Consider the following 17,408-nt stretch of genomic DNA (forward strand, 5'->3'; position numbering starts at 1 on the left):
TTCCTACCGGATGAAACACCGCACGAAAGCAGGTGAGCGCCCCTGATCTGAGCACCCCACCCCCGCCTGGGGGTGGGGACTTCCCGTTGGCCACCAGCGGGGACTTACGAATGGCCGTTGACACCGATTCGATCCACTCGACCGAGCGGACTCGCCTTACCACCGCAACGCGAACCAACCGTCAGTGGGATTACCGCTTCGATTTGGACGGCTTGCGGGGGCTCGCGATCGCATTGGTCGTGGTCTTTCATGTGTGGTTCGGTCGCGTTTCCGGCGGTGTAGACGTCTTCCTGGTGCTTTCGGGGTTCTTCTTCACGGGCTTGCTGCTGCGTCGGGCGGCGTCGTCGGAGCCGTTCTGGGTGTGGTCGGTCGTGCGCCGCACCCTGCGCCGGCTCGTCCCGGCCATGGCGGTCGTGCTGGCGGCCGTCGTCGTCGCGTCAGTGCTGTTGCTGCCGTATACGCAATGGTCGACGGTGGCGGCACAGATTCTGTCGTCGCTGTTCTACTACCAGAACTGGCAACTCGCCCTGACCTGGTCGGACTACCTGGCCGCTGATCCTTCGGTCAGCCCGCTGCAACATCTGTGGTCGATGTCGGTGCAGGCGCAGTTCTACTTGGTGGCACTGCTGGCGGTCGCCGCTGTCGCCTGGTTGTGTGCTCGGCTCTCACGACCGGGTCGGGTTCGCCCTACTGTCGGCGGGATCGTGGTCGCGGTGTCCGTGGCCTCGTTCTGCTACGCCGCGTATGGCACCGCGACGAATCAGGGATGGAACTACTACGACAGCTTCGCCCGCGGGTGGGAGTTGTTGGTCGGCGCCGGGCTCGCCGTCGTCGCGCCTTCACTGGTGTTGTGGCGGCAAGTGCGTGTCGCGCTCTCGGTGTTCGGTGCTCTCGGTGTCGTGCTGTGCGGGTGGCTCATCGTCGACGGCGCCAACCGTTTTCCCGGGCCCGCGGCCCTTCTCCCTGTCTGCGCGACGGCTGCTGTGATCCTGTCGGCGATGCGGCTGCGGTGTGCCGACTGGCCGTTGGCGAACCGGCTACTGGCTCATCCGGCCATGCGGTGGCTCGGCGATATCGCCTATCCCCTGTACCTGTGGCACTGGCCGATCCTGATCTTCTTCCTCACCGAACGCGGAAACACCCACGCCGGGCTCGTGGGTGGCACCGGGGTGATCGGGCTGTCGGTTGTGCTGGCCTGGATGACGCACCGCTGGATCGAACAGCCACTGCGGCAGCGCACTACACGCATCGACACACCTGATGTCGGGCACTCACGATCGCGACATCTGGTCGCCTCCACGGTCGCGGTGTTGCTGGTGGCGACCATCACCGTCACCGTCGGTTGGCAGTTCACCGTGGTCCAGGTCCACCCTCCGGTCGCGGCCTGGGGGCTCGACCCGGCGAAGTACCCGGGTGCGGAGGCGTTGGCCTCCGGCGCGGCGACACCCGACGAGCCGATGCGGCCCGCCGTCTTCGACGCGCCCACCGAAGTCCCCCCGCCCACGGCGGACGGGTGTATCGCGGACTGGGACACCCGCGACGTCGTCACCTGCACCTACGGTGACCCGGAGGCCGATCGGACACTGGCACTCGTCGGGAGCTCCCACGCCGAACACTGGCTGCCCGCACTCGAGGTGCTCGCCATCGAACACTCGTTCCGCATCCAGGTGTACTTGAAAATGGGCTGCCCGCTCACGCTCGCCGAGGACGCCACGTACAAAGGCGAGCCCATCCCCGATTGCCCGTACTGGTCAACCGAAGTGATCAAGCGTCTCGATGCCGACCGCCCCGACTGGGTTTTCACCACCGGAACACGGCCCCGTGACGAGGGCGGTGACGAGACTCCCGCCGACTATCTCGCTGTTTGGGCGGCACTGTCGGATCGTGGTCTCAACGTGGTCGCCATCCGCGACACCCCGTGGCTGCGCCGAGGAACCGTGCGATACAAAGCCACCGATTGCTTGGCAGGCGGCGGAAACCGCAGGAGCTGCGGCATGCGCCGCGAAGACGCGCTCGACCCGATCAACCCAGGGCTGCAACCGGCTTCGGCGTTCCCCAGCGTCTTCCCGATCGATATGACCGACGCGGTCTGCGAGCCCACGCTGTGCGCGGTGGCGGAGGGCAACATCCTGATCTATCACGACGAGCACCACCTCACCGCGAGCTACTCCCGATCCCTGGCCGGACCACTCGGGCGGGAGCTGCAGCCGATACTCGGGTGGTGGTGAGGCGCGCCGTCGGCCATACATCACCGTCGGCCGACGGCGGGAACGATACGGTGCAGGTCAGGATGCCATCGAGAGGAGGCCTACCGATGGCAGGTGGCCGAAAGCGTCGTCTTCTCATTCTCGTCGTGCTGACGGTCTTCACCCTCGGCCTCGGAGATCGCGCCACCGAGCTGTCCGGACCGGCCGAGACGATCGCCGCAGAAGCCGTGGCGGTTCCACGATCCCCGATGCGCATCAGCTACGGGGATTCACCAGAGACTTTCGGCGACCTCTATCTTCCATCGACATCGAATACCCCTCTGCCCGTGGTGGTTTTGATCCACGGCGGCGGATGGGCCCAGAACCGGACTCTCGCACAATTCGACACCCATGCCCGCACCCTGGCAGGCGACGGCGTCGCGGTGTGGAACATCGAATATCGCCGAGTGGACGGTGGCGGTGGATGGCCGGTCACGCTCACCGATGTCGTCGCCGCCGTCGACGCGCTGACCGACATCGTCGCACCGCGTCTCGGGAATCTGCTCGACCTACAGCGAGTCCACCTCGCTGGGCACTCGGCGGGCGGTCACCTCGCCGCCTGGGCCGCCGGACACCGATCCGAGCAACTGCCAAGAGATCCCGCGATTCGCATCCGCAGTCTCACCCTCATGGCCGCGGTACTCGACTTGGATCTGGCCGTCATCGACGGCCGCGACCCTTTTGTCCCGAAGCTCCTCGGCGGTACACCCGCGCAGGTACCCGACCGATACCGCAACGCCTCCCCCATCAACCACCTCCCGGCGAACGACACCCGCATCACCGCACTACACGGAGAAAACGACCGAGTCGTAGTCCCGCTGCAGAGCCACCGCTACGTCGAGGCCGTCTACCGTGCCGGCGGCATCGCCAACCTACAAATCCTGCCCGGCACCGGACACGGTGAATTCGCCGACGCCGCGTCTTCTGCATGGAACACAGCGCGCCAGACCATCATCGGCTACGCGAGCACCATCAGCTGACGCTCCGCTCGCTTTCGGCTCGATGATGGTCCCTACTTTCGAATTACACGTCGGAGGGATACACGCTAGAGGACGAACGATGGTCCCCAGCTACCTCCGATCCCACCCGTTGGCACAGGCCGCTACACAGAGTTCCGGGCTTCAGCCGGGCGCCCCTGGATCGGATCCGCGGCGGTGCCCTTTTATGGCGCCTTCGGAGTTGATCCGGTTCGAGGTTGGCCGAATGTGCCGGTTTCGATCGAGGCCGACGTGTCGCGCATTCTCCCGCGGGGCCGGACTATGCATATCGGCGAACGGTGAACCGGGACGAGTCTGCAATTCGGCGGGATTCGTGGTCAGGAGTTCCTAATCTGTCGTTGTCGCGGCAGGAGTGGCACAGGCCGTCGTCGCAATGTGGGCAGCCGAACGGCTACCCGAACCAGGTCCGGCCCTCGAGGTGGTGCGCGATTGCCGTCTGCTCCAACGCCGGGCGGGCCGCCGGGGCAGCGGCCGCACGAACTCGTAGCACGCTGGGCTATCGGCGCGTTTGAGTGGACCGCTGCATCACAGGACAGCATTTACGTGGTGAATACGCATCCACGCGAGACCCTCAACGATAACCATGTTACTCTGTGGTCCGTCGCTGCTATGCCTGAGGAAACCCAGCGATATACAGCGCAAGTGGCAGATCAGTCCTGCCTCGGGTCGATATGGCGGGCGGAGATCACCTCCGCCGTAGACGGCGGTAAATCATCCGACGATCGGCGAGTCACACGGCCATCGTCCTGCCGCACGCGACCGAACGTATTCACCACCACGTACAAAAAGGCGACGCATGAACACAGAACCTGTGCGCAGATCGCTCACAGCGACAATTTCCCAGCGGCCGCCGGCGAAAGCTGTGGATGGCGGTAGTCCGGATCTGTCGGATGCCACCACCTGGCAGCACTCGACCCAGTCGGCGGTCAGATCGCTGTCGTCTCCACTTACCTGGACTGACCGCCGTATCGACATCGCCTCCGGCGATTCGCGGTGCTTGCACAACGTCGTCGTGCTTGCCCCCGGAGGCCGGGGAAGGTTCTGATGCCACTGCCCCTATCTCCTCGCCCCGCCGAGCCCGACACTCACCTCCGAGTGATCACGGGTGGCCTGGTGGTCGACTTCTGCGGTTGCCGCACCGCCGTGCGCAACTTCCTGCACGACTGGCTTTCCCGCCCTCATCCCTCCATCACTGCCAGCGAGATCAGAGACGGGTTTCTGCCTCACCGACGAATGCCCTGCGAAGCGCTGTGGTTGGACCCGTAATCGCGGCCACACCTGCCGGGTGCTCGGGCTGCGGCCCTGGTGAAGCTCAGTTCCTTGGCCACGGCGAGAACGTATTCGATGAAAAACCGATGATCGGCGCGAAGTCGCCGAGGTGCTCTTCACCATCAGAAGTCGACCATGGAGATCGTCGGCGCGCTCTCCGGCGTGAGCATGCGCGGCGACGGCATCACCCAGGCGATCTCGCAGCGGTTGAACCGGGCCGAGGTGACCGACGCCGATCCGGTGGGCGCGCGCCGCAGCAGTCCCACCGCGCGGGATTCTGAAGATGCGTGGCTCGGTCCGCTGTTAGCGTGCGATAGATGAAACGTGTTACTGCATCGCTCGTCGCCGGTGTCGCGGCCGCGCTCCTAGCTCCACTGCCCGCCGCGGGCGCCGATACCGGTTCGTCGTCCCTGTCCGGCGGGGGCTCGTCCTCGCTGTCGGGCAACCAGTCCGAGCTGCCGCCGTACGCTCAGTGGATCGGCGAGATCACCCCCGTCGTGGCCGAGGCGAAGACCTATCTCGCCGGTCGGCTGCCCGGCGCGACCCGGCCTGCGATCGTCTTCGACATCGACAACACGACGTTGGAGACCTCCTACAACACCGGCCTGATCATCCCGGCGATCCAGCCGGTGCTCGGCTTGGCGACCTGGGCGAAACAGAACGGCGCCGCGATCATCTTCGTCACCGGCAGGCCCGCCCTGGTCAACGCCTACTCGCAGGCGAACCTGACCTCGGTCGGCTACCCCGTCGACGCGCTGTACGGCAGCGCGCCGACCACGCTGTCGGCGGGCAATGCAGGCCTGGCCGCGTACAAGACCGCGAGCCGGGCCGACATCGAGGGCAAGGGCTACACGATCGTCGCCAATATCGGCAACAGCCCGTCGGACCTGTCCGGTGGGCATGCCGAGCGCACCTTCAAGTTTCCGGATTACAACGGCGCACTGAACTGATCCCCGTATTGCCGGCTTCCGGCGCCGGGCAGATCAGTATCCGCGCGGCGCTGGGAAGCCGTCATGGCGCCCGCCGACCAGGGTCGGGGGTGGCGGACGTGACGGTCACCGCGAGCCCGATGGAGTGTGCCGTTTTTGGCGAGACCCCGTCACAACTGCCGCAGGGCAGGCCGGTCGGCCTGCCGGCCGCCGTGCTCGCGGTAAAGCCCGTTCAGATGCCGTGGTCAATATGACCCAAGAGGTGGCCGATGCCGTTCGTCACGGCCGGGAATTGCCGGTTCCGGTGCGGTCCGCGAGTAGTTGCAGCACTCGAAGGAAGGTGCGGCGATCGGCGGCGGGGACCTCGGCCAGTAGTCGCTGTTCTTGCTCTTGGATGTCGCGTTGGGTGTGGTCGCGCAGGCTCGCGCCGTCGGGGGTGAGCCTGATCAGGTTGACGCGCCGATCGGCCGGATCGGGCTCGCGCAGGATCAGGCCGCGCTGCTGGAGGTCGTCGAGGACGGGAATGATCCGGGTCTTGTCCGCCCGGATCGCCTTTGCGAGCGCGGCCTGGGTGTGGACGGGGCCTTCGTCGAGGCCGAGTAGCACCACGTAGGCCCACATCGTGAGCCCGTGCCGGTCGAGGATGGGCCGCTCCGCTTCGGTCAGCACACGGCCGAGTGGTACGAGCATGGCCGCGAGATCCGGGCGGGTCGCTTTCGGCATGCTCGAAATCTACCGCCGAGCTGATCGATCGATAACCCTTGGCAGATCATACGCATAAGCGTACGGTCAGCACATGCGTACTATTTCGGACGAAGATCTGCTGCTGCTCGCCCGGCACGAGCGCGCTGTGCGACTGAGTATCGACGCGGTCGAGGCGGCGTCCGGCGCGTCACTGTCGATCGAAACACCCTGTGCTGGTTGGGATCTGCGTGCGCTGCTGGAACATATGGGCACCCAGAATCGCGGTTTCGCCGCCGCCGCTCGCGGCGGGAACGATCCGGCGGTCTGGGTGGTGCACCGCGCCGTCGATCCGATCGGCGACTACGTTCGGTCAGCGCACGACGTCGTCGAAGCCTTCGCCACATGCCAGGCCCGTACCGTGTTTCTCCCTGAGATCCCACCGGGTCACTTCCCCGCCGCGACCGCGCTCGGCTTCCATCTCATCGACAGCGTCGTTCACGCCTGGGATGTCGCCCGATCAGTCGGCCACGACATCGATGTGGACTCCGACCTGGCTCCAACGGCCCTGCGGATCGCCGAAGCCGTCCCCACCGGGAGGGCTCGCCTGCGCCCCGACGCCGCTTTCGGCCCCGCACTCGAGGTGGCGGACACGACGGTAACCCTGGCCCGCATCGTGGGAATTCTCGGCCGCTCACCCGAGTGGCAGCCGGGCCGCGCGTAAAGCGACGTCAGTCGGAAATCCAGGAAGTGCCGCCCATTCCGTCGCACGCGACCTACGAGCAGATCAAAGACATAGGCCGAGTCGTAGGCCGGGGGTCGGCGGTTGATCGGGCGGTGTCAACCGGTCCCAACACCGCCGTCGGGCTCCAGACTGGAGCAACGTCATATCTCCTGACACAGAAAAACCCCTCGATTCAGTTCAGAGAGGGTTTTCGCTGTCGGGCCGACAGGATTTTAACCTGCGACCATAACGCGCGCTGCAGTTGTCCAGAACCTACCAATCAAGACCTAATAGTGCTCAGCACCAAGTTTTTTCGAGAATCGATACTTCTAAACGATTCGCATTGATTCCAGTCAAAAGTGTGGAGTTTCCGTGGGGCGCATTTCCGCGCCCGCTCCCTGCATCGCCGCATGCAACGTCCCAGGCGCCACTGACCGAAGGAACCCACTCTCTGCCGTTCCGACGGTCGTGGCCACTGCGACCACGGATTCCGCGATGCCACTGAGACCGGCACAGCAGCCAACCGACCCGCGCGCACCGGCCACCTTCACTCTCGGCAAGGTCGGGCAGCTGCCACGCGCAGACTTCTACTGTCGCGAGCAATGCGCTCAGCCACCTGGCGCACTGGTACGCGGCTGTCGACAGTCAATCGCCGCGCAGCACCCCGAATCGATCGAGGCGCTGCGCTCACGTGGCACGGTGATCTCGCAAGGCGAGCGACCTTACCCCCACTCCGACCTTCAGCTAGACTGAAGGTTATGGAACCTCTGCCTCTGTGTCGCGTCAGCATCGCGCCAGGCGCCTTCCCTTTCGCGCGAGGAGAGGGGCGCTGGGCGTGAGCTTCCGTCATTACCTCCGCCGACCTCCAGCCATCAGCGCCGCCGAGGCAGTGCGCCTCGTCGCGGAGGGTGCGGTCGTCGTGGACGTCCGCCGTGACTTCGAGTGGAATCGAGTGCACATCCCGGGCGCCGTGCACATGCCGCTCGAGGCGCTCCCCGCGCGCTGCATGGAACTCCCCGAGGACCGTCTGCTCATCACCTTCTGCACCGGCGGCCTTCGCTCCGCGGGCGCGGCGAACCTCTTGGTCGAGAACGGCTTCGAAGCGGTCAATATGAGCCGTGGACTGATCGACTGGCGCGCCGCCGGTGGGCCGCTCACCCCGTGAGAAGGGCGCCCCGACCAGGCCGAAGCCGGATCTCGGGCGTTCAGAGGTGGCGGTTCAGGACCATGGCCCGGATTCTGTAGCGCTCACAGCCCTGCGACAGCCCTTCAGCGAAAGGCAACGTTCGGCCGCTGGTCGGATCCGATCAGCGACCGAACGAGCCGTCGGCGGTCGCGGGTCACCGATACAGAACGAAACTTGCTGCCGCCGCTATCCCGAACGTCCGGTATACACGATTCCCCTGCATTGCAGCCCATGAACTGCGTTCTGGCACAACCGATCTGGAGACCCGGTGTCGGCCAGGATGGAGACATCTGTCTCGGTCAGCAGTGCGCTGACCAGGAGCACTATCGCGCACCGTAATCGACTGCAGCACAGCAGGTCCTACCCGCTCAGAGGGCAGTGCCACCACTGGCGTCGAGGGTTTGCCCGGTGATCCACCGGGCGTCGTCGCTGACGAGGTAGGAGACGATGTCGGCAATGTCGGCGGGGTGGCCGACGCGACCGAGAGCGACGTTGGACGAGGCTTCACGCTGACCGTCGGGGTTGTCGATGAGCCAGGCGTTCATATCCGTGACTACATACCCCGGGGCGACAGCGTTGACGGTGATGCCGCGCGGGCCGAGGGCCTGGGCGAGGACGCGGGTGAAGCTGTCGATGGCGCCTTTGGTCATGGTGTAGGCCAGGATGTCGGGGATCGCCATCCGCGTGACAGCCGAGGACAGATTCACGACGCGGCCGCCGTCACGAAGCCGGTCGAGGACGCCTTGCACCAGGAAGAACGGGGCGCGGACGTTGGTGGCGAAGAGGGTGTCAAATTCTGCGGGCGTCATGGTGTCGACGCCTTTCATGACGGTCATGCCGGCGTTGTTGACCAGGATGTCCAGGCCGACTGGGGCGCCGAGGCCGGCGAAGCCTGCGTCCACGTCATCGAGGAGGGTGGCGAAGTCGGTGGAGCCGAGATCGCCACGAACCACGAAAGCTCGGCCACCGTCGGCCTCGATCCCGGCGACTACCTCTTTGGCTGCAGCGTCGTTCTGCCCGAAATGTACTGCTACCAGTGCACCGTCGCGAGCCAATCGTTCAGCGATGGCACGACCGATGCCCCGGCTCGCACCGGTTACCAGGGCTGTTTTGGTTGTAGGGGTTTTGGTTTCGCTCATGCAAGCTATTCAACGGACATGACCCTTCGATGTCCGGCTGGATTCGGACATGGCATTCAGGCCCCCCAAACCCCGTGAAACCGACCATCTAGCCAGCCGTGCCCGACGCGCACATGCGTCCCTTCTGGTCGCCACCAGGGTGCTGCGGCCCGGGTCGCAGGTTCGATTACTGCCGTGAGCAGGGCGCCGAGCCACTCGCCGTGTGATGCAAAAAACCTATCGTGGTGGGTGTAGACATTCTCGAAGTTGGCGTATACAGTCGCTGTCGTTCCACAAAATCAGATGGGCCGGGCAGGTGAGCTGCCCGGGACAGTTCGACCGCTTCGCTTGGCGGAGAAGAGAATCCGGTGCAGTCGGCCGGACCACCGGCGGGGCGATGAAGCAAGACAAGTGCAGCACCAGTAAATGCAGTACCAGCAAGTGAAGTACCGAGTAGGTGCAGTACCAGCAAGTGAAGTAAGCGCAGTACCAAGTAAGTGCAGTAGATGCCCGGGCAGGTGAGCTGCCCGGGCAAGTTCGACCGCCCCGCCTGGCGGAGAAGAGAATCCGGTGCAGTCGGCCGGACCACCGGCGGGGCGATGAAGCAAGGCAAGTGTAGTACCCGTAAGTGCAGTACCGCAGGAAGAACCCGACGATCCAGGAGGTGGTTGGCCACTGAGTAGTCCTTTACCAGTTCCGCATCCTGGGAAGTGTCGGATGCGTGTCTCAGACCGGGCCCCCATGGCCGGTGAACACAGTTGAACTCAATACCCCAGTCGTAAATCAAGGCCCCGGCGCACAGCGCGCCGGGGCCTTCCGGCGTTGAACCGAGAGGCCTTGTGCAGCACCCGAACACCCGTCCCGCCGATGGTGCCAGCGCCGCGGACAAGCTCGACGACGACACCTATCCCGCCTACAGCATGGGCCGCGCCGCGGAGATCCTCGGCGTCACCCCAGCGTTCCTGCGTGGCCTCGACGCGGCCCGGCTGCTGACTCCGCAACGCTCCGAGGGCGGGCACCGCCGCTACTCGCGCTACCAGCTACGTATCGCCGGACGTGTGCGCGAACTCGTCGATGCCGGCAACCCCCTCGACGCGTCGTGCCGGCTCGTGATCCTGGAAGATCAGCTCGCCGAAGCGCAGCGTATCAACACCGGTCTGCAGCACGAACTCGACAACCGCGGCGACGATCCAGCGTAGGCCCGAACCGGTCACGGCACTCGAAGTTCGCCCTGGAGGTGTCCGCAAACGACTGTCTACCGAATCGCTACCGGTAGTCAGGCGGGCATGCCGACCTCGTCAGGCGTCTTGTCGGTCCGGGCCCCCCGGAAAACTGGGTGCGCCTGCGCCCGGACAAGCTGCCCAGCCAGATGACCACCGTCGCGCGGCCAGCCGAGTAACTGCACGCGTTGGCAGCGTGTGGTCGGTTCGCGCACCAGAAAACATGCTCCCGGACTTTTCCCATCGATCCAGGGCTCTCGATGCTGTTGTGGCTCTATCGTTTTCCTGGCCCGAGAATCGACCTCCCGCAGGAGATTCGTTGCGGGACAGCGGGTTTCGTAGCTCGTCCAAGCTGACAAACGTGCAGACAAGGGGATTTACCATGGACTTTCCCGAGGGCAGCTTCTTCATCTCCAACGTGGCCAGCGGCCTCGTGCTCGACGTCAAGGGTGCCAGCAAACAACCGGGCACCGCGATCACTTTCGAGGACCGCAAACCCAGTGGCGCAACCAGCTCCCAGCTGTGGAAATACGACAGCGGATTCCTCGTCAACACCAACAGCGGGCTCGTTCTGGAAGTGGAGGGCTACGAGGGCGGCGGGCAGATCAGCCCCGGAACGGCACTGGTTCAAGCCGAGAGACGACAGCAACCCCACAGCCTCAACCAGCTCTGGGCCTATAACTACCAGCACTTGATGCCCTACGACCCGAGGGTCTGCGTCCAGGGCAAGGACGGCAAGGCCGATCCCGCCGGCACCGCGGCCGTCGCCGATACGCTCCGGATGAACGAGCCCACACAGCAGTGGATGTTCAAGCCGCAGTAATCACATCGCAGCCATGCAGCGCTGCCGCTGATCACGATGCCCGGCAGGCCGATCGCTGCCGGGCATCGGCGTGCGGTACTCCGGTCAAGGCCGCCTTCGCCCGCGGCCCGTGATAGCGGGTGGGTGGACCGCTACTTACTAGAAAAATTTGTCTGGTCTGCTGGTTGCGGCACGGCGATGACGCTATCGGACAATGCGGTGAGCCCCTGTGCCACCGCCCGATCGTGAAGCCGCCCAAGCCCTTCGAACCGAGTAGACGGTCTGTCGATTCATGCTGCCGATCGACTATCTGATCGTGGAGGCGCTACGACACAGCGGTGGCGGTGGAGAACCAGCAGTGCATGCTCACGCCGTCGTTTCCTACGCGTGGGAGAGGTGGCGCCCGAGCTCGGTGTGCTGCTCGATGAACGCTTCGCGTGCCTTGTCCACACCCTCGGTCATGTCGCAGGCCACGTTGTAGAGGGTGTCGCCATCCGACCAACCCAGGCCCGTAGCGCGGAACCAGACTACTCGGTCGGATGCGCCCGACTACCTTCGACCTGCCTGGATACTGACTCCGGGGTGATCAGTGCGATCATCGAGCACGCGCCATGCCTGCCCGGCTTGCCGTCGCGACAGGTGAGAGAAGGACCGATATGGCAGAGCACGAGCGAGCCGAGAAGATCGGCACTGTTATGCCTGACGGTGGTGTCCACCCGACGATGGGGGTGGAGGAGGAGTTTCTGCTCGTTGATCCCTCGACCGGGCACCCCATCATGTCCAGTCTCGCGGTTGTCGAGGCGGCGGAAAAGCGTGGTGTCCGGCTTCAATTGGAGTACACCCAGTGTCAGGTCGAGACCAACTCGGCGGTGTGCGGGCACACGCACGAACTACGGACGCAGCTGGCCGAGATGCGGTCGGCGGCCGCCGATGCTGCCGCGCAGTGCGGCGCGCAGTTGCTGGCGGTGGGCGTGCCGGTGCTCGGTTCGGCCGTGTTGCCGATCACAGACCTTCGTCGGTACCGCACTATAGCGAGCAGATTCGACGATCTTGCAGGGACGCGGGGGGTCTGCGCCAGCCATGTCCACGTGGGCGTACCCGACCGGGAAACTGCGGTGCAGGTCAGCAACTATGTGCGTCCGTGGCTACCGGCGCTGCTGGCCCTGACCGCCAATTCCCCCATCCATGGCGGCGTCGATACCGGGTTTGCGAGCTGGCGGTCGATCCTGCTCGCGCGGTGGCCCTGTTCGGGGCCCCCGCCGTGGTTCGCCTCGGTCGAGCACTACGACGCGGTCGTAGAAAAGATGATCGGGAGTGGTGTCATCCTCGATGAGGGGATGATCAATTGGGATGTGCGGCCGTCAGCTCATCTGCCGACCATAGAGGTGCGAGTCAGCGACGTCCCCGCGACTGTCGAGGAGACTGTGCTACTCGCGACGCTGGTACGTGCGCTGGTGATGACGGCGTTGCGGTCTATCAGTAGGGGCGAGTGCGCCCCGAAAATCACCGCGTCGGCGCTGCACGCGGGGTACTCCATGGCCGCCCGCGAGGGATTGACCGGGCGCGGGATCGATTTGGCCTCGGACCGCGTGATTGCGGCGCGTGACCTGCTCAGACTGTTGATCTGCCATGTCCGATCCGCCCTGGAAGAACTGGGCGAATACCACGCGGCGGTGACGATGCTGACCGAGATCCTGCGCTGCGGTAACGGAGCGAGCCGGCAACGCCGCGCCTTGCGCAGCCGCAACGACGTGAGCGATGTGACCGCTATGGCCGCGCAGAGCACCCTGCAGGTCGGCGGGGCCGCCCTCTCCAGCGGTGCCGACGTCTACTCCGTGTGGTCGGACAGCCCGAGAGTTGCAGTGATGAGTGAACTGTCCTGAAGTCGACCGACACAGGCTGGCCTTCGCACCCCTGCCCGGTTGTGGTCGGGGTTCGGTCGGCTGGCCTGACAGTCCGTCAGGGTTGAGGAGGTCTTCGATCCGCCCCGGCGAAGGCACGAACCTGTGACGTGATCTTGATCGGGAAATCCGCGTCGGCGACGGCTGGCCAGCCGTGACGACAGCGTCACGGTCAGCACTTGTCGGCGATTGTTGCCGCACCCGTCATCGCGAACTCAAAGCGCAATTGCCGACTGCCCGAACACACCACTGGTTGGTCTCGATCTGGCGACCCGGCAGACACACTCAAGCCTCAGGGCGCCTCGTTGATCACCCTGAATTTCGTGATCCGCGTACCTCTAATACCAATGCTTCCGGCCGCCGACCACGCGCCCAGTTGTACCGAGCAGGAAGAGGATCACTCCGATGACGATAAGGACGATTCCGATCGTCCAGAGGATCGAGATCCCGGTCAGGAAGCCGATTAACAACAATATCAACCCGAGCACGATCATGGTCGTACCTCATTTCACAGAACCTGAGCGAGAATGCTGTCAGGTAACTCTCCATTAAACACGCATACCCCAACATTCGGAAGACGACGCCCTGTGACCGACGCGGCGCCATACGGTGGTCGGTGAACTACTTCGAGCTCGTGCTGGGCGGAGAATCATCTCCGGGCCGCCGCGCAGCGGGCATCTCATGCTCAGATACGCATATCTATATTAATAGATAATTTTGCAGAGTTGTTCAGACATTCCAATGAGCCAGCTATCGCTGGCGCTCCTCGCCTGCCGGGTACCGCGCCTGCAGGCACAATGGGCGACAACCACGGCTTCGGTTGCGTCGACGTGGCTGCTGTCTTTGCCCCGACAGCGCCATCCGCGCTGCTGGCCCGAGTTTCCGAAAATGGCGTTGACCGGCCGGGTGTTTCGCCGGATTGAGGTCCAGATCCGTCGGCGTCTGCGAAGCCTGCGTGCGCCCGACTGCCAGGTCGTCTGCGCTAGTCGGTTCCGTCATGGCGCGGACTGGGACTACCGTCGACCGGCCGGGAAATTGGCTGGAAATGCACGAGACCGCCTCGCCGAAGCACTGCGCGATTACCGCGAAGCGGATGTGTATTCAGCGCGCCCGAGTCGATCCAGTGAACCTAACCACCCAGGTCGGAACTATTCAGCGCCCGACTCGCACGCCGAACACGCCTGCGTGGTCTTGGTGCAGCTTTCATCTGCGCTGGCGAGCGACAATACGGGTATGCCAGCTCATGAACTGAGTGTCGAAGCTGCATGGCTGACCCACACCGATTTGTCCGCATACCAGCGCCCTGGGCGGGTGCACTGGGCCGCAGTTCGGGGTAAGAAGCCATCGAACACGACCTGGACCCCCAGCGGCTGGTGCGGCGGATCGACAAGCACGGGCGGGGAGCGGCACTGTTCGCATCGGTTATCGCCGAGAGGCGGGTCGTAGATGGCCGACTGGGACGGCGCAGGCTACGCCCACATCAGTGGGCTCCAGCGCGCGATGGCGACGGACGCTGTGGAGTCCGTCTCGCTCGCGGGTGCCGAGCACGTCCTCGACGTGGGTTGTGGCGACGGCTATGTGACTCGCCTGATCGCGTCGCGGGTGCCCGCTGGTTCCGTGCTCGGTATCGACCCGTCGCCGCGGATGATCGAGGCTGCCCGCACGGCCGACGACCAGCTCACGAACATCGACTTCGGAGTCGGCGATGTCACGACCATGACCTTCCCCCGCGACTTCGACCTCGTTGTCTCGTTCAACGCACTGCACTGGGTGCTCGACCAGGAGACGGCCTACCGGCACATCGCCACGGCACTCGAACCCAGTGGACGGGTGCTCGTGCAGTATGTCTGCGGCGGGCCTCGCCCGAGCATCGAGAACGTCGCGATGTCGGTCACCGGCGATGTGCGCTGGTCGACAGCGTTCGCCGGATTCGCGCGCCCCTTCGTGCATATCGACCCCGGCGCCCTGCCCTCGATCGCGGCGAGTGCCGACCTCGAGGTCACCGCGCACTCCGTAACCGACCGGGAATGGGACTTCGGCTCACGCGAGGCCTTCGCCCGGTGGTGCACGGTCGGGTTCGCGGACTGGACAGCCCGCGTTCCCGCCGCCGACATCCCCGCCTTCATCGACGAGGTCGTCGACCGCTACGAAGCCGTCGTCGGCCGACCAGGACTATTCCGATTCCTGCAGTTACGGGCCGAGCTGTCGCGGCGGACCGACTTCCTGGAACACAGGTAGAGGACCAAGGTGAGCCTGCTGGTCACCCTCACCTGAGTTTCCGGATGCGCTCTAAGCGAGGCCGACATAGAGCAACCCGTGGTCTGGATCCGGCCGTGCTGTGTTCGGCCGGATTCCACCCGTTGCGGCGCTAGGCCGCGTGGGCGAGTCGCGCGGCCGCCGCGCCGACGGTCGGTCCGGCGCTGACCAGCGTCGACATGAACCGATCCTGTTCTCGCGCACCGCGATTCGCCGCACGGTCGAGCCCGCCGGGCAATAGTCGGGTGACCGAGCGCGCGACATTGACGGGGATGCGGATCGCCGGGTACCACGGAACGATCGCCGTCGGCAGCCCGAGCGCACGCATCGTGTGGCGGCCGAGGAAGGTCCCCGTCACCGACAGATGCTGGGCATAGGCAAGACGGCGCCGGATCATGGGCAGCCGGTCATAGTTCCACGACAACGGGTCTCGTGACATCGGCACCGCGAGTTGACGGGTCGAATCGTCGGGGTCGGCCAAGGCAGACAGCGTGTGCACCAGGACCCGCACACCGTCGCGGAAGGAGTGCGGCAGCCACTGTTCCTCGACACCGAGCAGCCAGCCGACGTAGCGGACCAGGTGCGCGACAGTGTCAGTTTCGGCGGGGGTGAGCAACAGACCCAGGCCCATGCCACCGATCGCCGGTGCGATGAAGGCGCCGACGAGCGTGGCCGCCATATCCGTCTGGTTGATGGGCAGGCCCCAGTCCTCGGTCCGCCAATCCGGCATGGCAGCCACGTGCCTGCGGACGAAGGCGTGGATGAGCCGTACCCGGATCGTGGACTGGTATCCCAGACCCAGCGGAGACAATCCGTCCTCGGACAGGACGTCCATCGCCCACTGCATCGTCTCGGCCCACCGCTGGTTGGAGCCCTTTTCCAGTGCCCCTGTGCGCAGCAGGGTCTTGTTGAAGCCGGAGAATTGGTAGCCGCCGAGCATGGCGACGTCGCGCGCGATGTACATGCCGTCGGATCCGCCGGTGAGCAGGACCTTGGCCCCACGTACGAGTTTGTCGTGATCGACCCACGCCGGAACGGTCTCGACTGCGGTGAAGAACTCGCGCAGCACATCCGGCGCCTCCGGCACCGCAGCGATACCGTCGGAGAGCGCTCGATCGAACAGCGGACGCATCTGCTTCGAGCCTGTGGCGACCATCCAGTCCACCAGCCGATCCATCGCGGCGTCACCGACGAGCAGGCCCTCGCCGAGGCGCTGCCATTGCTGCGAGTCGGGGCTGTGAACCCCCAGCATCGCCGCGAAGCCGCCGACGACGGCGGGGACGTGGTGGGGACGATCTGGGTGGCGGGCGGGGACGGTGGTCATCGACACTCCTCGTTGAGCGACAATATTTGGATAACGACTGATATCCAAAATATGTCGGCTGCTAAAGTCCTGTCAATGGCGCGTGCAGAGGTGGTCCGGTCCTACCGGGGAATCAGCGCGGCGAATCGACGCGACGATCGCCGCGACAAACTCCTCGCCGCGGGTCGCCAGATCTGGGGCGAGGCCGGCCCGAGCGAAGTCACCGTGCGCCGCGTGTGCGCCGCGTCGGGGTTGACGCCGCGCTACTTCTACGAACATTTCGCCACCCGCGACGCACTGGTCCTCGCCGTCGCCGAGCAGGTGCACGAGGAGCTGTTCACCACCCTCGTCGAGGCGAGCCAGGCCGAGCCGGGCACCCTCGAACGCAAACTCCTGCGGGCACTGACGACCTACCTCGACACGATCGCCGACGACCCCAGCATCCACCGCATCCTCACCAGCGATACACACAGCGTCGCAGGGCTCGAAGAGTTACGCTCCCGTGCCGTCGGCATCGTTACCGACCTCGTGATGCAGTACAGCGCGGAATTCCTCGATACCCCCGCCAATCCGGAGATCCGGTGCCAGGAAGCACTTTTCGTCGTCGGCGGAATCAACCAGCTCGTGGCGACCTGGCTGGGCGACCCCGGTCGGCCGACCACCGAAGTAGCTGCCCTGTGCACCGAACTCGCACTCGCCGTGGTGAACCGAACGCCTTGACAGTCGGGCAGTCGAACGGCTCGTTCACCAAGACGGCCGAGTCGGGACCGAGCGG

Annotated in this window: 15 protein-coding genes; 11 read left to right on the forward strand and 4 right to left on the reverse strand. The window is 65.1% G+C overall.

Annotated features, from left to right (window positions below; translation table 11 throughout):
• The first annotated feature begins 110 nt into the window (after nucleotides 1–110).
• The 4 genes from IBJ82_RS32850 (at nucleotide 111) to IBJ82_RS32865 (ending at nucleotide 5,463) form a co-directional block, all read left to right on the forward strand.
• Nucleotides 111–2,228, forward strand: coding sequence for an acyltransferase family protein (locus IBJ82_RS32850; protein ID WP_194829875.1), 2,118 nt, complete (start codon nucleotides 111–113; stop codon nucleotides 2,226–2,228).
• An 86-nt stretch (nucleotides 2,229–2,314) separates the two neighbouring features.
• A complete protein-coding gene (locus IBJ82_RS32855) occupies nucleotides 2,315–3,226 on the forward strand; it encodes a S9 family peptidase (protein WP_194829876.1) in 912 nt (303 codons plus the stop codon).
• A 1,422-nt stretch (nucleotides 3,227–4,648) separates the two neighbouring features.
• Nucleotides 4,649–4,834 (forward strand): hypothetical protein, encoded by a 186-nt coding sequence (locus IBJ82_RS32860; protein WP_194829877.1) that lies wholly within the window; start codon nucleotides 4,649–4,651, stop codon nucleotides 4,832–4,834.
• Nucleotides 4,831–5,463 carry an HAD family acid phosphatase gene (locus IBJ82_RS32865; protein ID WP_194829878.1) on the forward strand — a complete coding sequence of 211 codons (633 nt, stop codon included), beginning with the start codon at nucleotides 4,831–4,833 and terminating at the stop codon, nucleotides 5,461–5,463. The genes IBJ82_RS32860 and IBJ82_RS32865 overlap by 4 nt, the downstream gene beginning before the upstream one ends.
• A gap of 258 nt (nucleotides 5,464–5,721) precedes the next feature.
• Here the strand turns inward: IBJ82_RS32865 and IBJ82_RS32870 are convergent, their stop codons facing one another.
• Entirely contained in the window at nucleotides 5,722–6,165 is a 444-nt protein-coding gene (locus IBJ82_RS32870) for a MarR family winged helix-turn-helix transcriptional regulator (RefSeq protein ID WP_194829879.1), read from the reverse strand.
• A gap of 73 nt (nucleotides 6,166–6,238) precedes the next feature.
• Here IBJ82_RS32870 and IBJ82_RS32875 point away from each other — a divergent pair, with 73 nt between their 5' ends.
• Nucleotides 6,239–6,847: a TIGR03086 family metal-binding protein gene (locus IBJ82_RS32875; RefSeq protein WP_194829880.1), complete on the forward strand. Its 609-nt coding sequence runs from the start codon at nucleotides 6,239–6,241 to the stop codon at nucleotides 6,845–6,847.
• 835 nt (nucleotides 6,848–7,682) lie between these two features.
• The gene (locus IBJ82_RS32880) at nucleotides 7,683–8,012 is read left to right on the forward strand and encodes a rhodanese-like domain-containing protein (protein ID WP_194829881.1); all 330 of its coding nucleotides are present in this window, start codon (nucleotides 7,683–7,685) and stop codon (nucleotides 8,010–8,012) included.
• A 389-nt stretch (nucleotides 8,013–8,401) separates the two neighbouring features.
• Here the strand turns inward: IBJ82_RS32880 and IBJ82_RS32885 are convergent, their stop codons facing one another.
• On the reverse strand, nucleotides 8,402–9,172 hold the full coding sequence (locus IBJ82_RS32885) for an SDR family oxidoreductase (protein ID WP_194829882.1): 771 nt from the start codon (nucleotides 9,170–9,172) through the stop codon (nucleotides 8,402–8,404).
• Between the two features lie 818 nt (nucleotides 9,173–9,990).
• Between IBJ82_RS32885 and IBJ82_RS32890 the strand changes: the two genes are divergently transcribed.
• The 3 genes from IBJ82_RS32890 to IBJ82_RS32900 all read left to right on the forward strand — a co-directional run bounded on the left by IBJ82_RS32890 (nucleotide 9,991) and on the right by IBJ82_RS32900 (nucleotide 13,056).
• Nucleotides 9,991–10,350, forward strand: coding sequence for a MerR family transcriptional regulator (locus IBJ82_RS32890; protein WP_370585585.1), 360 nt, complete (start codon nucleotides 9,991–9,993; stop codon nucleotides 10,348–10,350).
• 403 nt (nucleotides 10,351–10,753) lie between these two features.
• Nucleotides 10,754–11,194 (forward strand): RICIN domain-containing protein, encoded by a 441-nt coding sequence (locus IBJ82_RS32895; RefSeq protein WP_194829883.1) that lies wholly within the window; start codon nucleotides 10,754–10,756, stop codon nucleotides 11,192–11,194.
• 635 nt (nucleotides 11,195–11,829) lie between these two features.
• Nucleotides 11,830–13,056: a glutamate--cysteine ligase gene (locus IBJ82_RS32900; protein ID WP_228538035.1), complete on the forward strand. Its 1,227-nt coding sequence runs from the start codon at nucleotides 11,830–11,832 to the stop codon at nucleotides 13,054–13,056.
• Between the two features lie 356 nt (nucleotides 13,057–13,412).
• Here the strand turns inward: IBJ82_RS32900 and IBJ82_RS32905 are convergent, their stop codons facing one another.
• Entirely contained in the window at nucleotides 13,413–13,568 is a 156-nt protein-coding gene (locus IBJ82_RS32905; RefSeq protein WP_194829884.1) for a DUF6131 family protein, read from the reverse strand.
• Nucleotides 13,569–14,520: 952 nt separating this feature from the next.
• Here IBJ82_RS32905 and IBJ82_RS32910 point away from each other — a divergent pair.
• Nucleotides 14,521–15,312, forward strand: a complete 792-nt coding sequence (locus IBJ82_RS32910; RefSeq protein WP_194829885.1) for a trans-aconitate 2-methyltransferase — start codon at nucleotides 14,521–14,523, stop codon at nucleotides 15,310–15,312.
• 130 nt (nucleotides 15,313–15,442) lie between these two features.
• Here the strand turns inward: IBJ82_RS32910 and IBJ82_RS32915 are convergent, their stop codons facing one another.
• Entirely contained in the window at nucleotides 15,443–16,654 is a 1,212-nt protein-coding gene (locus IBJ82_RS32915; RefSeq protein ID WP_194829886.1) for an oxygenase MpaB family protein, read from the reverse strand.
• A 75-nt stretch (nucleotides 16,655–16,729) separates the two neighbouring features.
• On the opposite strand from IBJ82_RS32915, the gene IBJ82_RS32920 reads away from it, so the two are divergent.
• Nucleotides 16,730–17,353, forward strand: a complete 624-nt coding sequence (locus tag IBJ82_RS32920; protein ID WP_194829887.1) for a TetR/AcrR family transcriptional regulator — start codon at nucleotides 16,730–16,732, stop codon at nucleotides 17,351–17,353.
• Nucleotides 17,354–17,408 lie beyond the last annotated feature (55 nt).

Source organism: Nocardia sp. XZ_19_231, assembly GCF_015355705.1.
GTDB lineage: Bacteria > Actinomycetota > Actinomycetes > Mycobacteriales > Mycobacteriaceae > Nocardia > Nocardia salmonicida.

Coding starts and splice junctions, on each gene's coding strand:
- IBJ82_RS32850 (WP_194829875.1), top strand. CDS start 111: ATGGCCGTTGACACCGATTCGATCCACTCGACCGAGCGGACTCGCCTT.
- IBJ82_RS32855 (WP_194829876.1), top strand. CDS start 2,315: ATGGCAGGTGGCCGAAAGCGTCGTCTTCTCATTCTCGTCGTGCTGACG.
- IBJ82_RS32860 (WP_194829877.1), top strand. CDS start 4,649: ATGGAGATCGTCGGCGCGCTCTCCGGCGTGAGCATGCGCGGCGACGGC.
- IBJ82_RS32865 (WP_194829878.1), top strand. CDS start 4,831: ATGAAACGTGTTACTGCATCGCTCGTCGCCGGTGTCGCGGCCGCGCTC.
- IBJ82_RS32870 (WP_194829879.1), bottom strand. CDS start 6,165: ATGCCGAAAGCGACCCGCCCGGATCTCGCGGCCATGCTCGTACCACTC.
- IBJ82_RS32875 (WP_194829880.1), top strand. CDS start 6,239: ATGCGTACTATTTCGGACGAAGATCTGCTGCTGCTCGCCCGGCACGAG.
- IBJ82_RS32885 (WP_194829882.1), bottom strand. CDS start 9,172: ATGAGCGAAACCAAAACCCCTACAACCAAAACAGCCCTGGTAACCGGT.
- IBJ82_RS32895 (WP_194829883.1), top strand. CDS start 10,754: ATGGACTTTCCCGAGGGCAGCTTCTTCATCTCCAACGTGGCCAGCGGC.
- IBJ82_RS32900 (WP_228538035.1), top strand. CDS start 11,830: ATGGCAGAGCACGAGCGAGCCGAGAAGATCGGCACTGTTATGCCTGAC.
- IBJ82_RS32905 (WP_194829884.1), bottom strand. CDS start 13,568: ATGATCGTGCTCGGGTTGATATTGTTGTTAATCGGCTTCCTGACCGGG.
- IBJ82_RS32910 (WP_194829885.1), top strand. CDS start 14,521: ATGGCCGACTGGGACGGCGCAGGCTACGCCCACATCAGTGGGCTCCAG.
- IBJ82_RS32915 (WP_194829886.1), bottom strand. CDS start 16,654: ATGACCACCGTCCCCGCCCGCCACCCAGATCGTCCCCACCACGTCCCC.
- IBJ82_RS32920 (WP_194829887.1), top strand. CDS start 16,730: ATGGCGCGTGCAGAGGTGGTCCGGTCCTACCGGGGAATCAGCGCGGCG.